General features: G+C 46.6%; 12 protein-coding genes. 5 read left to right on the forward strand and 7 right to left on the reverse strand.

Going from position 1 to position 15,973, the window contains the following annotated elements; genetic code table 11:
• Positions 1 to 105 precede the first annotated feature (105 nt).
• On the forward strand, positions 106 to 546 hold the full coding sequence (locus BCV39_RS18230) for an Lrp/AsnC family transcriptional regulator (RefSeq protein ID WP_102432059.1): 441 nt from the start codon (positions 106 to 108) through the stop codon (positions 544 to 546).
• A 26-nt stretch (positions 547 to 572) separates the two neighbouring features.
• Positions 573 to 1,502 carry a LysR family transcriptional regulator gene (locus BCV39_RS18235; protein WP_004732134.1) on the forward strand — a complete coding sequence of 310 codons (930 nt, stop codon included), beginning with the start codon at positions 573 to 575 and terminating at the stop codon, positions 1,500 to 1,502.
• A 155-nt stretch (positions 1,503 to 1,657) separates the two neighbouring features.
• Here the strand turns inward: BCV39_RS18235 and BCV39_RS18240 are convergent, their stop codons facing one another.
• The 5 genes from BCV39_RS18240 to dsrO form a co-directional block, all read right to left on the reverse strand.
• Positions 1,658 to 2,719 (reverse strand): c-type cytochrome, encoded by a 1,062-nt coding sequence (locus BCV39_RS18240; protein ID WP_102432060.1) that lies wholly within the window; start codon positions 2,717 to 2,719, stop codon positions 1,658 to 1,660.
• A gap of 9 nt (positions 2,720 to 2,728) precedes the next feature.
• Complete coding sequence (locus tag BCV39_RS18245; RefSeq protein ID WP_102432061.1) at positions 2,729 to 3,370, reverse strand: c-type cytochrome; 642 nt, start codon at positions 3,368 to 3,370, stop codon at positions 2,729 to 2,731.
• 451 nt (positions 3,371 to 3,821) lie between these two features.
• On the reverse strand, positions 3,822 to 6,914 hold the full coding sequence (locus tag BCV39_RS18250) for a tetrathionate reductase subunit A (RefSeq protein ID WP_102432062.1): 3,093 nt from the start codon (positions 6,912 to 6,914) through the stop codon (positions 3,822 to 3,824).
• Between the two features lie 14 nt (positions 6,915 to 6,928).
• Positions 6,929 to 8,077, reverse strand: coding sequence for an NrfD/PsrC family molybdoenzyme membrane anchor subunit (nrfD, locus tag BCV39_RS18255; RefSeq protein ID WP_102432063.1), 1,149 nt, complete (start codon positions 8,075 to 8,077; stop codon positions 6,929 to 6,931).
• A complete protein-coding gene (gene dsrO / locus BCV39_RS18260; protein ID WP_102279811.1) occupies positions 8,074 to 8,910 on the reverse strand; it encodes a sulfate reduction electron transfer complex DsrMKJOP subunit DsrO in 837 nt (278 codons plus the stop codon). The genes nrfD and dsrO overlap by 4 nt, the downstream gene beginning before the upstream one ends.
• A 209-nt stretch (positions 8,911 to 9,119) precedes the next feature.
• Between dsrO and BCV39_RS18265 the strand changes: the two genes are divergently transcribed.
• The 3 genes from BCV39_RS18265 to BCV39_RS18275 all read left to right on the forward strand — a co-directional run bounded on the left by BCV39_RS18265 (position 9,120) and on the right by BCV39_RS18275 (position 13,114).
• Positions 9,120 to 10,982 carry a sensor histidine kinase gene (locus BCV39_RS18265; protein ID WP_102432064.1) on the forward strand — a complete coding sequence of 621 codons (1,863 nt, stop codon included), beginning with the start codon at positions 9,120 to 9,122 and terminating at the stop codon, positions 10,980 to 10,982.
• Between the two features lie 11 nt (positions 10,983 to 10,993).
• Positions 10,994 to 11,596 (forward strand): response regulator, encoded by a 603-nt coding sequence (locus BCV39_RS18270; protein ID WP_102432065.1) that lies wholly within the window; start codon positions 10,994 to 10,996, stop codon positions 11,594 to 11,596.
• A gap of 306 nt (positions 11,597 to 11,902) precedes the next feature.
• Entirely contained in the window at positions 11,903 to 13,114 is a 1,212-nt protein-coding gene (locus BCV39_RS18275; RefSeq protein ID WP_048661004.1) for a tetratricopeptide repeat protein, read from the forward strand.
• Positions 13,115 to 13,288: 174 nt separating this feature from the next.
• Here BCV39_RS18275 and sstT read toward each other — a convergent pair whose 3' ends face one another.
• Both sstT and rsgA read right to left on the reverse strand, forming a co-directional pair.
• Positions 13,289 to 14,503: a serine/threonine transporter SstT gene (gene sstT, locus BCV39_RS18280; protein WP_048661005.1), complete on the reverse strand. Its 1,215-nt coding sequence runs from the start codon at positions 14,501 to 14,503 to the stop codon at positions 13,289 to 13,291.
• A 389-nt stretch (positions 14,504 to 14,892) separates the two neighbouring features.
• Positions 14,893 to 15,957 carry a ribosome small subunit-dependent GTPase A gene (gene rsgA / locus BCV39_RS18285; protein WP_102432066.1) on the reverse strand — a complete coding sequence of 355 codons (1,065 nt, stop codon included), beginning with the start codon at positions 15,955 to 15,957 and terminating at the stop codon, positions 14,893 to 14,895.
• Between the last annotated feature and the right edge of the window lie 16 nt (positions 15,958 to 15,973).

Below are 15,973 nucleotides of genomic sequence, written 5' to 3' on the forward strand. Positions count from 1 at the left end.
ACCGGTCATGACTTTCACGTGTTGAGAAACATAGTAGGTGGAAAGTGAGGCAATTATGTGCTTTTATTTCATCTATTATCACTAAATGCACAATAATAAGTACCTATGGATAGATTTGACGAAAGGATATTGCAAGAGCTTAAATTGGACGGCAGAATCTCCAACATTGAGCTTTCAGAACGAATTGGTCTGTCGGCTTCAGCGACCTTAAGGCGAGTACAAGATCTTGAGCGTAAAGGGATCATTCAAGGTTACCGCGCGGTTCTTGATAATGGCTTAATGGGCATTGGTTTTATTGCCTACGTTTCGATTGGCTTATCTAGCCATAGCAAAGCGGCTCAGTTGGAATTTGAACAACATGTCAGCATGGAAAAAGAGGTGGTGGAATGTCACAACATCACTGGCGCTAACGAGTATTTGTTGAGAGTCGAAACCAAAGATCTGCCGGGATATAAGAAGTTTCATGCCGATGTACTTGGGGAATGTGCTCAGGTTCAATCCATAACGACTATGGTTGTGATGGATACCCCTAAAGATGAACGCTAATCGAGTTTTATTGCAGGAGAGGCGAAGTGCCCAATACTAATCAGTTGTTATTGTTCTTAGATGTGGTTCAACAAGGGTCGTTCACCAAAGCGGCAACCTTGCATGATATGGACAATTCATCACTCTCTAAACAGATAAAAAAGCTTGAGCAAGACTTAGGTGTTCAGTTGCTCAACCGCTCTACGCGCTCGTTCTCATTGACGTCGGCAGGGGAAGATATTTTAGCGCAAACCTATGTGCTGAAAGATACCATTAATCAGATCCAAGGCATTGCTGATTCATACCAGTCTGAACCCAAAGGTGTGTTACGAATTACATCTCCGATCTATTTTGGTCAGCAATACCTGCAACCTATCATCACTCAGTTTATGAGAAAGTACCCGGATGTTCAGATTGTCCTTTCACTGGACGATAAGATCGCCAACATCATCGCAGGCCAATTCGATATCGCCTTTCGCTTCAGCAAGCTTGTTGAATCGAATTTGATTGCGAAGAAGATTGCTGACAGTAACTTCATGTTGGTCGCGTCGAATGATTTTGTTAAGCAGCACGGTGAACCTAAGACACCACAAGATTTGCTAGCTTTGCCTGCGGTGATTTATACCAATGGCGATATGACGGTTGATCATCTGCGTATCAGTGAAGAGCCGCATGGCAATACTTTCCAAAGCCTGACGATTCGTGGCAACTATAAGGTGAGTGATGTTCGTACCATGGTGTCTTGTGTGAAAGATGGTCTAGGTTATGGCTTCCTTGATCAATCAAACCTGTATGCCTCAATGAAAGAACTTGGCTTGGTCACCTTGCTACCGGATTATCCGATTTCTACAATCGATACCGCGATTTATGCTGTCTATCCACACCGCAAGCAGACCAAGCTGGTGAAAGAGTTCATCACTACGGTTCAAGACTATATTGGCTCTCCAACCATTTGGGAGAAGATGCAGCAAGGTTAGCTGCTTCTATGCCATATCAAATAAAAAAAGGAGCCAGAACTTCATACGAACTGGCTCCTTTTTACTCTCAGGCTATAACTGATTTACAATGTAAAGTGTAGCTATAGCTGGTGTGAACGGCTCTTTTCTCGAAAAGAGTCCCTCTTTAAGTGAAGCTAGTGATTATGAATCACTTCTTTGCCACTTGGATAAGCTTTTGTACCCAATACGTGGCCATCCACTTCTTTACCGTAGTAGCCCTGATGTTTGTGATAGCGTTCTGCATTATCAGCCACATCGCCCTTGTATCTCGGGTCTTGTGGGCGCTCATGGCTATTCACAAACGCGGCCACATCCCAAGCATCTTGAATCGAAAGCTGTTGGCTCTTTCCAAGCGGCATGTTTTCATAGATGAAGTAGGCAGCGGTGTTCACGCGGTGCATACCTGCGCCCCAGTTGAACGAATTCTCTCCCCAAAGTGGCGGTAGGTATGAGCGACCATCAGCTCCTTTAATTCCTTCACCATTTTGACCATGACAAGTTTGGCAGCTGGTTTGGTAAACCTTTTCACCACGCGCTATCGACGGCTCTTGTTCTGGGTTGGCAATCTTAGGGTAGCCACGACCTGCCAGCTTGCTGCGGTCATCAATTGGGTATTTGCTTAACAGCTCTTCAGGAAGAGGGAAGCTTTCCGCTTTACCACCGACTTGCAAATCTGCATCGCTGATCTCAGGAACTGGAGTGTCTTGCATGCCGTTTTTATCTAAGATGCCACCCATCGCCAACCAATATGAATAAGCCGTTAGCGCGACCATCTCTTTTGAGCCAACTGCTGGTGGCAAGCCATTCATTGAGTAAGTGAAACAACCTTGGATACGCTCTGCGTAGCTGTTTACCTTGTCGTTTTTCTTACGGTAAGCTGGGTAGGCCATGTAAGCTCCCCATAGAGGCGCTGCATTTGCCTTCATGCCCGCTTGCATGTGGCAGTTTACACAGTTTTGTTCATTGCCTACGAACGTCCCACGCATCTGCTGAGAATCGACAAACAGCGAGTAGCCCAGTTTGACCTTGTCACCAAATTCTCCGGCAGGAATATCAACCAAGTCGCGTGGCACCAGATACTTGTTATCTTGAGGCTTCTCGTCAGCGGGCAGTTCGGTTTGGCGATCGGGCAACTCACCTTCGGCGTAAGCGATTCCAGAGGCAAGGGTTGCGGTAATTAAAAGTAATGTTTTCATGCGAGCCCTTTAGTATCGGAAAGATGCGAAGTAGTAAGACAGTTTTTTGATTTCATCGTCGGTTAACTTGCCTGCGATGTTGCCCATCATGTTCAAATCATCACCCTTACGAGTGCCGTTTTTCCAAGCGTTGAGCTGATTTTGAATGTAGTCGGCGTGCTGGCTCGCTAGACGTGGAAATTTGTCTACACCCATACCACTTGGCCCATGACAGGTTGCACAAGCTGGAATGTTTCTATCCCAATCGCCTTGGAATACAAGCTTACGATAAGGATTATCAATATCAGCCTGTGAGCCGCGCTGTTCTAAATCGCTGAATTCGTATGACGGTAATGATGCAAAGTACTCTGCTACTTCACGACGAACGGTAGGATCAGACACACCATCCGCCATGCCCTTCATGATCGCGCTTTGACGCTCACCACTAGAGAATAGAACCAGTTGGTGTTCAAGATAGTCAGCATTGAGCCCTGCTAGCATAGGGGCAATGTTGGGCATGCCTTTACCGTCAGCTTGGTGGCAGCCACTACAGGTTTCTGCAGCTTCTGGCATTGGATTAGGCGCTGCTTGTGCAAAACCGGATAAAGAAAGGCTTCCCAGAGCTGCGATACAAAGCGTTAGAGTTTGAGTTTTAATTTTTAGCTTAGTCATGAGGCGTCGCTATTGGTTGTAATGCACGCATTTTCGACATAATTGGTTGCTCGCGCTATTGTGGATTTCCACATTAATTCACTTGGGACTTGAGGTGAGTCTCACATTAATCACCATGATGGTATTGATGTGGATTTCGATAGGAGAATCTGACTGCCGTTAACGAAATGCAAGGGAACTGCCATGTTCGCCTCGATGTAACTGCTTGTTAAGGCTCTTTTATGGCACCGATTGTATAAGCATAGCTGCTTTATGGAGGCTGGCTATAAAAGTTGTGGTGAAGAGAAGAAACGAGAAGTGAAGAATCTTTGGTTGTTACGACTGGATTGGATGTTGCGGGTTGAATACTGTCGATGTATTGGCTGATACAAAAGCAGAGCAACTTCGAATGGTGAAGTTGCTCTGTTGTCACCCTAACTAAGTATCAGTAGGGGCTGTATTGGATTACTGATTAGACTTTGTAGATCTTAGCCGGAAGCGCTTGTCTTGCTGCTGCGCCGACTACCCAATCTAGCATCACGCCTTTGCCTTCTCTCGTCGGGTCAATCAAGCCAATATCATTGATGTTAACGCCATCGTTGGACTTCATCTTTACGGGTTGTTGCGTGTCGCCAATCCAGTGTGCACGTTCGCCAAGTTCTTTATGGCCAAAGCCATGTTCAAAGCCTAATGTGCCCGGCTTGATGCCATCAATCACCATCGCCAACGCGTGTGTAGTTGAACTCGGTGTTTCAATGGCAAATACGTCGCCTGTTTTGATGCCAGCAGAAGAGGCGTCTTGCGGGTGAATGTAAACTGGGTTCACGCCTTTGATCGACTCCAAACGTGGTGACAAGTTAGATACTGCACTGTGAATGTTGGATTTAAAGTTGGTCAGAGTAAATGGCCACTCTTTGGTCGGGAATTGCTCTGCCAAAGGTGTGCCGTCTGCCAGCTTCTGTGGATACCATGTCGGGCAACCCATGTACTGTTCGCCACTGATGGTGTTGCGAGAGGTACCCAGCTTTTCATTCCAGATAGCCAAAGGTTTGGTCCATTTGTATTTCATGGTTTCATTGGTGTAGGCATTGGTTGCGTCTTCGAAACGACCGCCACGCGCAAAGATATACGCCACCTTGAGCATTTCTTCTGGCTTGAGCGTTTCTTTCATCACAGGCATTAGGCGCTCTAGGCCAGACCAAACAATGTCTTCCGCATCGACATTGGGCACGCCGCCTTTGGCAAATGCTAAGTTAGCCGCTGAGCGCAGGTAGAAGTCTTCTGCACTATGGATACCGAACCAATTGCCTTGGCTGTCTTTGATTGCATCATCGCCAAATCCACCTAGATCGAGCGCTTTCGCGACATCAATAAAGAAGTTTTCTAGGTTGATGGCACGTCCGTCCTGAGTGCGAGAAGTTTTAGGTTCAACAATCGGCCAACGAGCGGTGATCGCCTTAGTTGCAACGCCATGCCAAGGTGTTGCCATGCCCCAGCTTTCGTAGGTTACCGTGTCTGGCACTAGGTAATCTGATAGTGCTGTAGTTTCATTGATGAAGGCATCGATAGAGACGATCAAACCAAGCTGTTTTGGGTCCTTAAGCTTGTCGCCTAACAGGTTGTCTAAACCCGGTACGCCATAGAGTGGGTTCGCCATGTGGTTGATCCACGCTTTTGCGCGGTAAGGGTAGCCATCAATGGCTGCTGATAAATGCTCGGTTAAAAGCGGCGCTGAGATTGGGTACCACGGCGCGCGTGTCGGGTAAGGTGATTCACCTGCAGCAACGCGACGCTTGTATTCGCTGGTCTTGTGATATGGGAATTTGCTGCGAGACAAGAACACACCTTGAGGCTTAGTCTTACCCTTGAACTTGGTAAAGTCATAACGCGGGCCTGCAACAGAAGTTGGGTAGCCACCAGCTTTCGCCATCGCACCGCCTTTTGCATTGATGTTACCGATCAGCGCGTTCAGCATCAGAATAGAGAACGAGTTGTAGAAGCCGTTGGTGTGCATGTTGCCACCGTGAGTATCAACAACTGCTTTCGTTCCGTAGCTTGTGAAGCGTTTCGCTAGTGCAATAATTTGGTCTTGCGGGATTTCACACTGCTCACTGTAATAAGCAAGGTCGTATCTGAAGGCTTCTTCCTTCAATCTTTGTAGAGAAGACTTCACACGAACGGTTTGACCATCAATTTCTACGTCTTGATCGACGAACAGAGCCGCTTCATTCACCTGAATATGCGATGATAATAGTGACGTTGTCACATCTAGTGCGATAAATCCATCATCGTCAGACATCGGTTCGCCTGTTTCTAGCAAACCCACATCCGATGCGCGAAGCATACGCCCGTTTTGTGGGTGTGCTTCGTCACTGATTACAAGGTGTGAAGCATTACACCAATGCGTGGTGCCTGCTTTTTGCATCGCTTGCGCACTTGGGCGAGACAAGAAGTCGTGATTGTAGCGTTGGTTCTCGATGATCCATTGGATCATGCCCAGTACTAATGCTGAATCGGTGCCCGGTTTGATCGGTAGCCAGTTGTTGCGATCGCCCGCAGCAAGGCTTGAAGATCCTGCAGGAAGGCTTGGTGTCACTATGGTGTAGCTCAGTTTTCCGTTGGTACGAGCCTCAGCCAGTTGTCTTGCTTGGCGCTTAAACGGGTTACCCGCTTGAGCCGGAGACATACCGATGAAAAGAATGAACTCTGCGTTATTGAAGTCAGGCTTTAAGTGCGAGAATTTGTCTAGATCATTCATGATCGCACCTGAACCTGCACGGAACGCGTAGCCACAGTAAGAACCGTGATGGCCAAAGTTGCGAGTACCGTAGCTGTTAAATGCAAAACGCTTCAAGATGTCGTCACGGCCTTCATTACCGGCATTGGTCACAAGCAGTTGGTTGGCTTTTGGTCCGTATTCAGGGTTGTTCGGATCAAGTGGCGTTTCGATGTCGCGAATCGATCGTAAGCCTTCAACTTCACCTTCACCAAATAAGTCACCACCCTCGGTGATCTCAGAGATTAGTTGTTCGTAGCTGATTGGCTCCCACTTGCCTTCACCACGCTTACCAACGCGTTTGAGCGGTTGAGTGATTCGGTATGGGCTGTTTTGAATCTCTAACATGCCGTTACCGCGGGCGCAGGCTGTCGAGCGGTTATTGATACCTGATTCACCAGACAAACCAATGTAGGCGTCTTTTACAGGCGTTTTGAACGGGATCTGTTGGTCGCTTGATAGCGGGTGGTAAGGGTTGCCTGAGATGCGCAAAATCTCGTCATTGCGATTATCGATACGCACACGTAAGCCACACAATGTCCAGCAGCCAAAACACATTGATGGTGCAACGCGTTGGTTTGGATTCGGCGAAATCTTACCTTGCTCATCGACACTGTATTCCGTCTCGAGCGAGTTACCGTGATGGATGTGATTGGTTTTCTTGCCCGCGGTGCCATCGATAGCACCGTGAACCATGTGCTTTGTGGTTGTCGCATAACCTGCAGCAAAAGCTCCAACACCACCGGCAGCAAGGCCTGTTTTCAAAAATTGACGACGTTTGTTATCCATGATGATTCCTCAGACTACAAGCTATGTGAGCGGTTAAGTGGTGACGGTGTGTTTGGGTTTGGCTTAGATTCTGTCTTTTGTGCAGAGCCAGTTGTTCTTTTAGATCCAGTAGACACGATTTCAGAAGCGAACAGCGCAAGCGCTAACCAAAGGCCGCACATACCAATAATGCCAAGTAGCCCAGCGCTCCCCATCGGCAGTTCATAAGGGAATGGGCCTACATCAAAACGTGGAATGGTTTGAACTTCCATCATGGTGACCCAGCGTACCGCCCATGCTGAAATCATGGTCGCAAGTGCTACACAGATAATTCCTAGCTTGCTTTGCGATAAGCGTTGTAGGGGGAGAACTAAGATCATACACAGCAAAATGCTGGTGGTCATGATGCCTAGATTGATTCCCCAAGCGTTGTTCTCATAGAGATTGAAGTGACCATGGTTAGATGCCCAAATCGACGTAAGAATGATGGCAAGGCCACCTGTCAAGGTAATGGTTCTTTGTATCAGAGCTAGGTCTGTTGGTTTTAAGCTTGGTTTACTTGAAGGCAGCAGAGCCCAAATCAACAGCGTTAAACCCGTTGCAGCAAAGAATGCGGTCGTGAACCAAAGTAGTGGAGAAGCCGGTTGATGCCAAAGCGGTCGGCTCGCCAAAATTGCTATCTCTGCGCCTGTATAAAGCGCGATGCTTAGGCCCGAAATAGCCGTCACAGCAGCGAGCGTAATCATCAGCTTTGACGATATTTGCCATTGACCTAGCGTCAGCCAAGCCAAACGTTTTAGAAGTGGGTTTTCACTTTCCTTAAGCTGTGCGATGTCATCACGCAGGTAAACCCAAGCTGTCGCAACAGCCAGACCAGAGAACAAAGGTAGGAATAGAGAGCCTAATGACATCCATGACCAAGGCGTGATGTGAGCGTAGAAGTGCCAAGCACGTCCCGGTTGGTGTAAATCACCGGTTAATGCTAATGGCCCAACAATCGCGCCGATGGCCATCACAAGCACAAGGGCAGAACGGAATTGATGGCTGGTTGAGTTTTTGAATACAAGTGAAATCAAGAACAGAATAGCCGCTGCGTAAGCTGAACCAATGTAGAAGAAATATTGAACCGCCCACGGTAGCCAAGCGATCTCTTGAGCGGGGACTAACACCTCAGTGATATTCATGCTGTCTCTCCTTGTTTGCCTTGTGTCGCGATTGCCAATTCTTGTTTGCTAGAGGATGAGTTATCGATGGCGGCTGGATCATAAATCGCAGGTTGGCCTTCAATGTGGCTAACGAATCGCTCGTTCATGCCGATATAGAAAACATGGGGGTTGGTATTCTGCTCAGGCTTAAGCACCTTGATGTCGTCTTGGTTTTCATTGAGCAGACGGTTGATCTCGCTGTTTGGATCTTTAAGGTCACCGATGACACGCGCGCCACCGACACAAGTTTCTACACAAGCGGGCAGCAACCCATCTTCAAGGCGGTGTGCACAGAAGGTACATTTGTCGGCGGTAAGCGTGTCGTTGTTAATAAAACGAGCATCGTAAGGACAAGCTTGAACACAGTAAGCACAGGCTACGCAGCGTTCGTTGTCGACCATCACTATCCCATCTTCACGCTGGAAGGTCGCTTGAACAGGACAAACCTTGATGCAGGGTGCGTTGTCACAGTGATTACATAGGCGAGGTAACATGAATGATTTCACGTCTTGTTGAGCAGTCGAACCATCATCAAGGGAGACTTCATACTGTTTTACGGTGGTTCTGAACTGGCCGATTGGCGCTTGGTTTTCAACGCTGCAGCCAACAGTGCATGCCTGACAACCAACGCATTTACGTAAATCAATCGCCATCGCGTAGCGCTTGCCTACTTCGCCTTTGCGGTCAGGCTGGTTGTTATTGCGAATGGCTGTGCTCGCGACTGCGGTGTTGATTCCGGTAATGGGAATGAGCGCAGCGCCGGCGGAAACTTTACCGAATTGGCTTAGAAACCGTCTTTTCAATGAGTCCATAGAGGTACCTATAAATGGGTATTCGATCTGTTAGGCTCATTGTCAGTTTTTGACTGTTAACGGGGTATTGTGGATTTCCACATACCCAGATCAAAGTTGATCTAGAACAAATGTGGTTTTCGCTATCTAGCTGTTATGCTTTGTTTAAAAGCGTTTTAACGCATTGAGAAATCATTGAATAGGTAATCCGATTGAATAAAGAGATGTCCGTGACTGCTCGCAACCTCATCACATTCATCAGTATCTGCTGGCTGAGCTTAAGCGTAGGTGTTTGTGTCGCTGGTCAAACGGAACCTGTTTCAGTAGCGACAAATACGATTGAACCAGACCAGACGATTGAAGTGGGTGTTTTAGCCATCAGGGGTAAACTTGCAGCGCAACAACGTTGGCAACCAACAATGGACTGGTTGTCTGAGCGTATCCCGGGTAAACATTTTGTTCTCAAGCCTTTCAACTTGGAAGAGATGGCGGAAGCGGTAAAGAAGGTCGAGGTCGATTTTGTTGTCACTAATCCAGGTCAGGCGGTTCGCTTAGGGCGTCAGTATGACCTCTCTTGGATGGTGACCATGACTAGCCACAACTACAACGATCAAGGTGTGAGCAGCACGCGCAGTATCGGATCGGCATTGGTGGTCAGAAGAATGTCCCCCTATATCTCGTTTGAACAGCTCGTCGGAAAACCAATTGCTGCGGTTTCTGAAAATGCGTTTGGCGGGTACCTCACCATGCGCTATCAAGTGATGCAGGAAGGGCTGAACCCCAACCAATTTTTCTCTAATACTCATTTCTTGGGCTTCCCGATTGATGCGAGTCTGTATCAGCTGCGAGATGGTCACATTGAAGCGGCAGTCGTCCCAGCCTGTTTGGTTGAAAACATGATCAGTGAAGGCTTGCTGGTGGCTGAACAATATCGTGTTATTGGCAACCAAGCACCGGAAGGGTTCCGATGCCAAGTGTCTACACCTCTGTATTCCAACTGGTCATTTGCCAAAACAGAGCGAGCCTCTTCAGCACTGGCTAAGCAAATGAGTCAGGTACTATTTGCGATGCCAAAAAACAGTGGGCCAGCGATTGCGGCGAATGCTTCCGGCTGGACATCACCCACAAGCTTATTGCCGATCGACAAGCTTTATCAGCAACTCGATATGCACCCACTACAACAACCTTGGTGGAAAGAAGCGTTAATCTGGCTGAAGTACAATCAGCAATGGGCATGGGCGTTTTTCTTGTTAGTCGTGTTCTTGAATGCTTACCACTTTTGGCTTGAGTACAAGTTCAGTCGCAGCAAAAAGCAGTTAGAAGCGACACTTAACAAGCTAAAGAGTAAGAGTGAACAGCTAGAGCATTCTCAACGCATCGCCGTCGTGGGTGAGTTGGGGAGCAGTCTAGCGCATGAGATCAATCAACCTTTGGCGGCGATTCGTAACTACAGCGAAGGCGGTTTATTGCGGATTTCGAAGAACAAGCCACTCACCGATATTGAACCTGTCTTTGAGAAGATCCAATCGCAAGTGGATCGAGCAGACGCGATCATTCGGCGCCTAAGAAACATGATAAAGAAACGCTCATCAGAGAAGTCGCAGACTGACATCGAGCAGTTACTATCAGACACTATTGAATTGCTACAGTTCCGTTTACAACAGCACCAGATTACCGTTGAGCGTTACGTCGTAGGTAAGCCCATGGAGATGCATGTTGATTCGGTGGGGCTACAACAAGTGATTGTAAACCTGATCAACAATGCGACCGATGCGTGTAACGCCCAACAGCAGCGCGCGATGTCTGATATTGCTAACAAAAACTACGAGCCAGCGACAATTAAAGTGATTACCGAGTATCAACCCGATAAAATGATGTTGTCAGTTATCGATAATGGCACGGGATTAGATTTTACCGAGCATCAAGTGACTCAAGCTTTTGTGAGCAGCAAAGAAAACGGCTTGGGTCTAGGGCTTGCGATATGCCAAGACGTGATTGAAGACCACAGTGGTCAAATGAGCATTACGTCTCTCACTCCACATGGTTGTCATGTCGCGGTGACTTTACCTTTCTCTCTTTCAAATGATTCATGAGGAATCTTGTTATGTCTGAACTTCATCAAACGTTGCCGGTCTATGTGGTTGATGACGATGAGTCAATGCGTGATTCATTGGTGTTCTTACTGGAAGAGCATGATTTTACCGTATCAGCTTGTGAAGATGGACCAAGCTTTTTGAATTCAGTGGATTTGAGTGCGCCGGGTTGCGTGGTATTAGACAGCCGAATGCCAGAGATGAGAGGGCAGCAAGTTCATGATCTGATGGTGAAAGCGCAGAGCCCGTTATCGGTTATCTATCTCACAGGGCATGGCGATGTGCCAATGGCCGTGGAAGCTCTGCAAGCCGGTGCGGTGAATTTTTTCCAAAAGCCAGTTAAAGGCAGTGAGTTGGCTGAGGCAATCAAACAAGGTTTGGACGCTTCTGAAAAACACTTACACCTGAACGTGTATCGCCAAGCGTACGCGTCGTTAACCGAGCGTGAGATAGATATCCTCAAACAAATTATCGACGGTAAGCGTAACCAGAAAATTGCCGATGAATTGTGCATTGCAATGAGAACTGTGGAAGTACACCGAGCGAGTTTGATGAAGAAGTTTTCTGCGAAAACAGTTGCTGAGTTAGCATACATTTATGGGCAGCTCACCTAACCATAGATGTAAGGTATTAGGGATGTGGAATCATTACTTTTACCACTGATTTTCTGATGACAGGTGGTCTTCATAAGTAATCGATATTGAAGCAAGATCACACCATTTATGGAGTACATAAGGATGGGTCTTAGGAGACTTTTTATCGCTATGTATTCCTGAGATACTGAACTAAGTTCATTTTAGGGCGGAACGTTTTAATAACGGCGCGTTTCCCTGTAATTCGAAACATTCACTATAGGTTGATAACTCCTCGACACCGAGGCTGATATCAGCCGAGTTAGGTTAAAATATTTTATGAGTACAATGGGAATCGCAATTGGTGCGACGGCTCTTTCGTTAATACTTGTCGCCGTGTGGCTGATCTCTTTATCGCTAAGAAAGCAGCGCTTGGAACAAGAACGTAAGGCTCGTGCTGTCGCTTACCGCAAAGCGATTGAAAAAGCGCGTATCCAAGAGCAAAAAGAGCGTCACTTCAAAGCCGAAACCGGGCATGTACCGTCGATTCTGTATTTGGCGAAAGAAGCTGAACGTAACAATATTAAGGAAGCTCTGTATTGGTACGACAAAGCGGCGCAACTCGATAATATCAATGGCATGTACGGCATTGTACGCCTAAGCATGAAGCGCAAAGAAGACCTGATTTTAAGAGAGAAAGCCAACTTTTGGCAGCTAGCAATCTCTGCTTTAGACAATGACGTATCGGCGAAATTCGAGATGGGTAAAGCGCTCGTCTTTGGTCGTGGAACCGATAAGAACATCCCTAAAGGCTACACCTATATCGAAGAGTCTGCGGCTGGTGGTAATACCGAAGCGATGCTGTTTATCGGTGACTGGTGTCTAGATAAAGAAAATCCGGACTACTCTGCCGAAAGTTCGGTCGAGTGGTACCAAAAGGCCGCTGAAAAAAATAACCTAGACGGTAAGATTAAACTTGGTATGAGTTATTTGAACGGTGTGGGTGTTGAGCCTAACCATGGTGAGGCTGTTTACTGGTTTGAAACGGCCGCAGAAAAGAACAGTGCAGAAGCGATGTTTAGAGCTGGTGAGGCTTGGATCGACCATGGTGAACATGGCAACGCTATCGCGTATATCTGGCTATTTCTATCGGCCCACTTTGGTTACTCAGAAGCGAAGCATTTGCGGGATAAAGTAGGCGGGGAGCTTGGTGTGGATGCAGTCGTGGGCTTACAGGCTCTGACTAAGCCGATAATGACCAAGCTGACCCAAGAAGCAATCACTAAGCATTCGATTATTAAGGCGCTTAACAAGCTCTACAAACGCAATGTACCTGTTCCGAAGAAAGTGAAAGAAGTGCTCGATGAAGAAGGGAATGAGTTGAATGTAGAGGCGAGTCACATAGAGACTCAAGTGCCGGGTGCTCAAGAGGCTAATGTTGATTACAGCCAACAGGTAAACACCGAGCAGGCTGTAACAGATAAACCAGCGAGTCAGAATAGTGGCTCTTTAGACTTCAGTCAGTCTGCTGTTGAGTCTAACTGGAATCGAAATCAGTAAGTAGCGCTCATTAGCTGTGTTCGATTATCGATGGAGCAACTTGCGATTAGTCGACAATAGTTTTAGCTCTAATCGAGAAACTCAAGACAATAAAAAGGGAAGCTGATGCTTCCCTTTTTTTATGTGCTATTTGCTTTTAGAGCTTAGAGCTGAAGCCGAATAGCTAGGAGCCGATTAAGCTTTGTTTTGTTCAGCTTTACATACAGCCGCAGTGAAGACTACGTCAGTTGAGCTGTTAAGCGCTGTTTCAGCTGAATCTTGAATCACACCAATGATGAAACCAACCGCTACAACCTGCATTGCTACATCGTTTGAGATGCCGAATAGGCCACAAGCTAGAGGAATCAGTAGTAGTGAACCACCGGCAACGCCTGAAGCGCCACATGCAGATACTGCAGCAACAAGGCTTAGTAGGATAGCAGTGAAGATATCAATCTCAATACCCATTGTGTGTACAGCTGCAAGCGTTAACACAGTGATGGTGATTGCAGCACCCGCCATGTTGATCGTTGCGCCTAGTGGGATAGATACAGAGTAAGTATCTTCGTCTAGGTTTAGTTTCTTACAAAGGTTCATGTTCACTGGGATGTTTGCAGCACTTGAACGAGTGAAGAATGCCGTTACACCAGATTCACGAATACATTGCAGTACTAGTGGGTATGGGTTCTGTTTTGTCTTTGCAAATACAAGCAATGGGTTAACCACAAGAGCAATGATCAGCATTGAGCTTAGTAGAACCGCTAGTAATTGACCGTAACTTGCTAGTGCATCGAAGCCCGTTGTTGCAAATGTTGTCGAAACAAGACCGAAGATACCGAATGGCGCAAGACGAATAATGAAGCGAACAATGTGTGAAACACTGTGGCTAAGGTCTTCGAAAACCGCTTTGGTTGTTGCAGATGCGTGGTGCAGTGCAAGACCTAGGCCGATTGCCCAAGCAAGAATACCGATGTAGTTCGCGTTCATTAGCGCGCTAACTGGGTTATCTACAAGCTTGAATAGAAGAGTATGAAGAACCTCAGCAATACCTTGAGGAGGGTTAGCACCTTCAGCGCCAGCAACCAGTGTCAAAGTGGTTGGGAACATGAAGCTTAATACTACGGCTGTAAGTGCAGCTGAGAAGGTACCAATCAGGTAAAGCACAATGATTGGACGCATATGGGTATGCTGACCTTTCTTTTGGTTTGCGATAGAAGCTGCAACAAGAATGAATACTAAAATTGGGGCAACAGCTTTCAGAGCACCAACAAACAGACTACCTAGTAGGCCTGCATCTTGAGCTGCTGAAGGAGAAACCATGGCGAGAACGACACCGAAAACAATACCAGCAAGGATCTGTAGAACGAGATTTCCACGAGCGATGCGGGCGAGCATGTTGTGATTTTGCATAAAATACCTGCAATTGTTAATTTATTATAGTGATGTATCTTTTTATAAAGTTGTACCAAATCCGACTATACACTAGTGGAATGGGCGGTCATATTAGCGGGATCTTAGCGGGTGTCTAGGAATAGTTTACTTTTAGGGTGATTGTTTGCACTACGTGGTGTTTTTAGAGCTAAATGTTAAATAATTGTATTTCGATTGAGCTATAAATCTGCAGAACTGCATTTATTAGACCTAATGTACTGTAAATTTGGGAATGTAAATACTTATAGATAAGAACATTGTGTGCATAAATAGTCGATTTACTACTAAATTGAAACAAAAGCCCCACGTGTTTAACACCGTGGGGCTTAATCGTTTAAATAAAGCGTATTTTGATTCACCTGATTGGTTTAGTCAGTCGCTTTTTTAATGTTTCGGCTTTCTGACTGTACGGTTTTGTACATCTTGGAAAGCTGTTTGCTGTTCGCGCGTTGCTCTGCCAATGAGGCGCCATTTCTGGCTTGCTCTCTCAATAACTTTTGATAGTTAGTAAATCGTCTTTCAGACAAATCACCATCCTCAATGGCTTTGCGTATCTTGCATCCCGGCTCGGATTCATGATGACAATCAGAGAAGCGACAATGCATGGCTAACTCTTCGACATCAGAAAAGGTTTCACTCACGCCTTCAGCGCAGTCTGCAAGTTGTAGCTCTCGCATTCCTGGAGTATCGAGTAGTAAACCACCCGATGTTAGCAAGTGGAGCGACCGTGATGTGGTTGTGTGACGGCCTTTACTGTCGTCTTCACGAATGCCACCCGTAGCTTGTTGAGTTTCACCGAGCAATGAGTTTACTAGCGTAGATTTGCCCACACCGGATGAACCCATCAAAGCGACGGTTTTGCCTGTTTTACACCAAGGTGACAATACTTGAGTTGATTCTTGGTCTAAGTTGTTCACCGCTTCGATCATCAACATCGAATCTAAGCTTTGCACTTGTTGTACTTTGTCTTGGTAGTCGTCACACAAGTCTTTCTTGGTGAGTACGATAACCGCTTCAACCTGTGCTTCATTAGCGAGCGCTAGGTAGCGTTCGATACGGCTTAGGTTAAAGTCGTTATTTAACGAAACCACGATAAAAACCGTGTCGATGTTGGCCGAGATATATTGTTCTGCGACGCGACTGCCCGCTGCTTTGCGGCTGAAGAGTGATTGACGTTCTAGCAAGCGGTCGAATTGCAGTTCAGAGTTCAAGATTACCCAGTCGCCAACCGTCATTGCGGGTTGGTTTTGATTAATAGGTAGAACGATTTCGCCTTGTTCCGACGCCAGTGTATAGCCGCTGCGATGGTGCGCGGTAATACGAGCAATGACGGATTGGTCATAGTCTTCGAGTGTCAGTTGTTGTTGAAATACAGGTTGCCATCCAAGTTGTTGAAGTGACATTGGATGAGAAAATGCGTGTTGTGAATTCATGTTTATTTACCCAGAC

Source organism: Vibrio sp. 10N.286.55.E10 (genome assembly GCF_002872555.1).
GTDB lineage: Bacteria > Pseudomonadota > Gammaproteobacteria > Enterobacterales > Vibrionaceae > Vibrio > Vibrio crassostreae.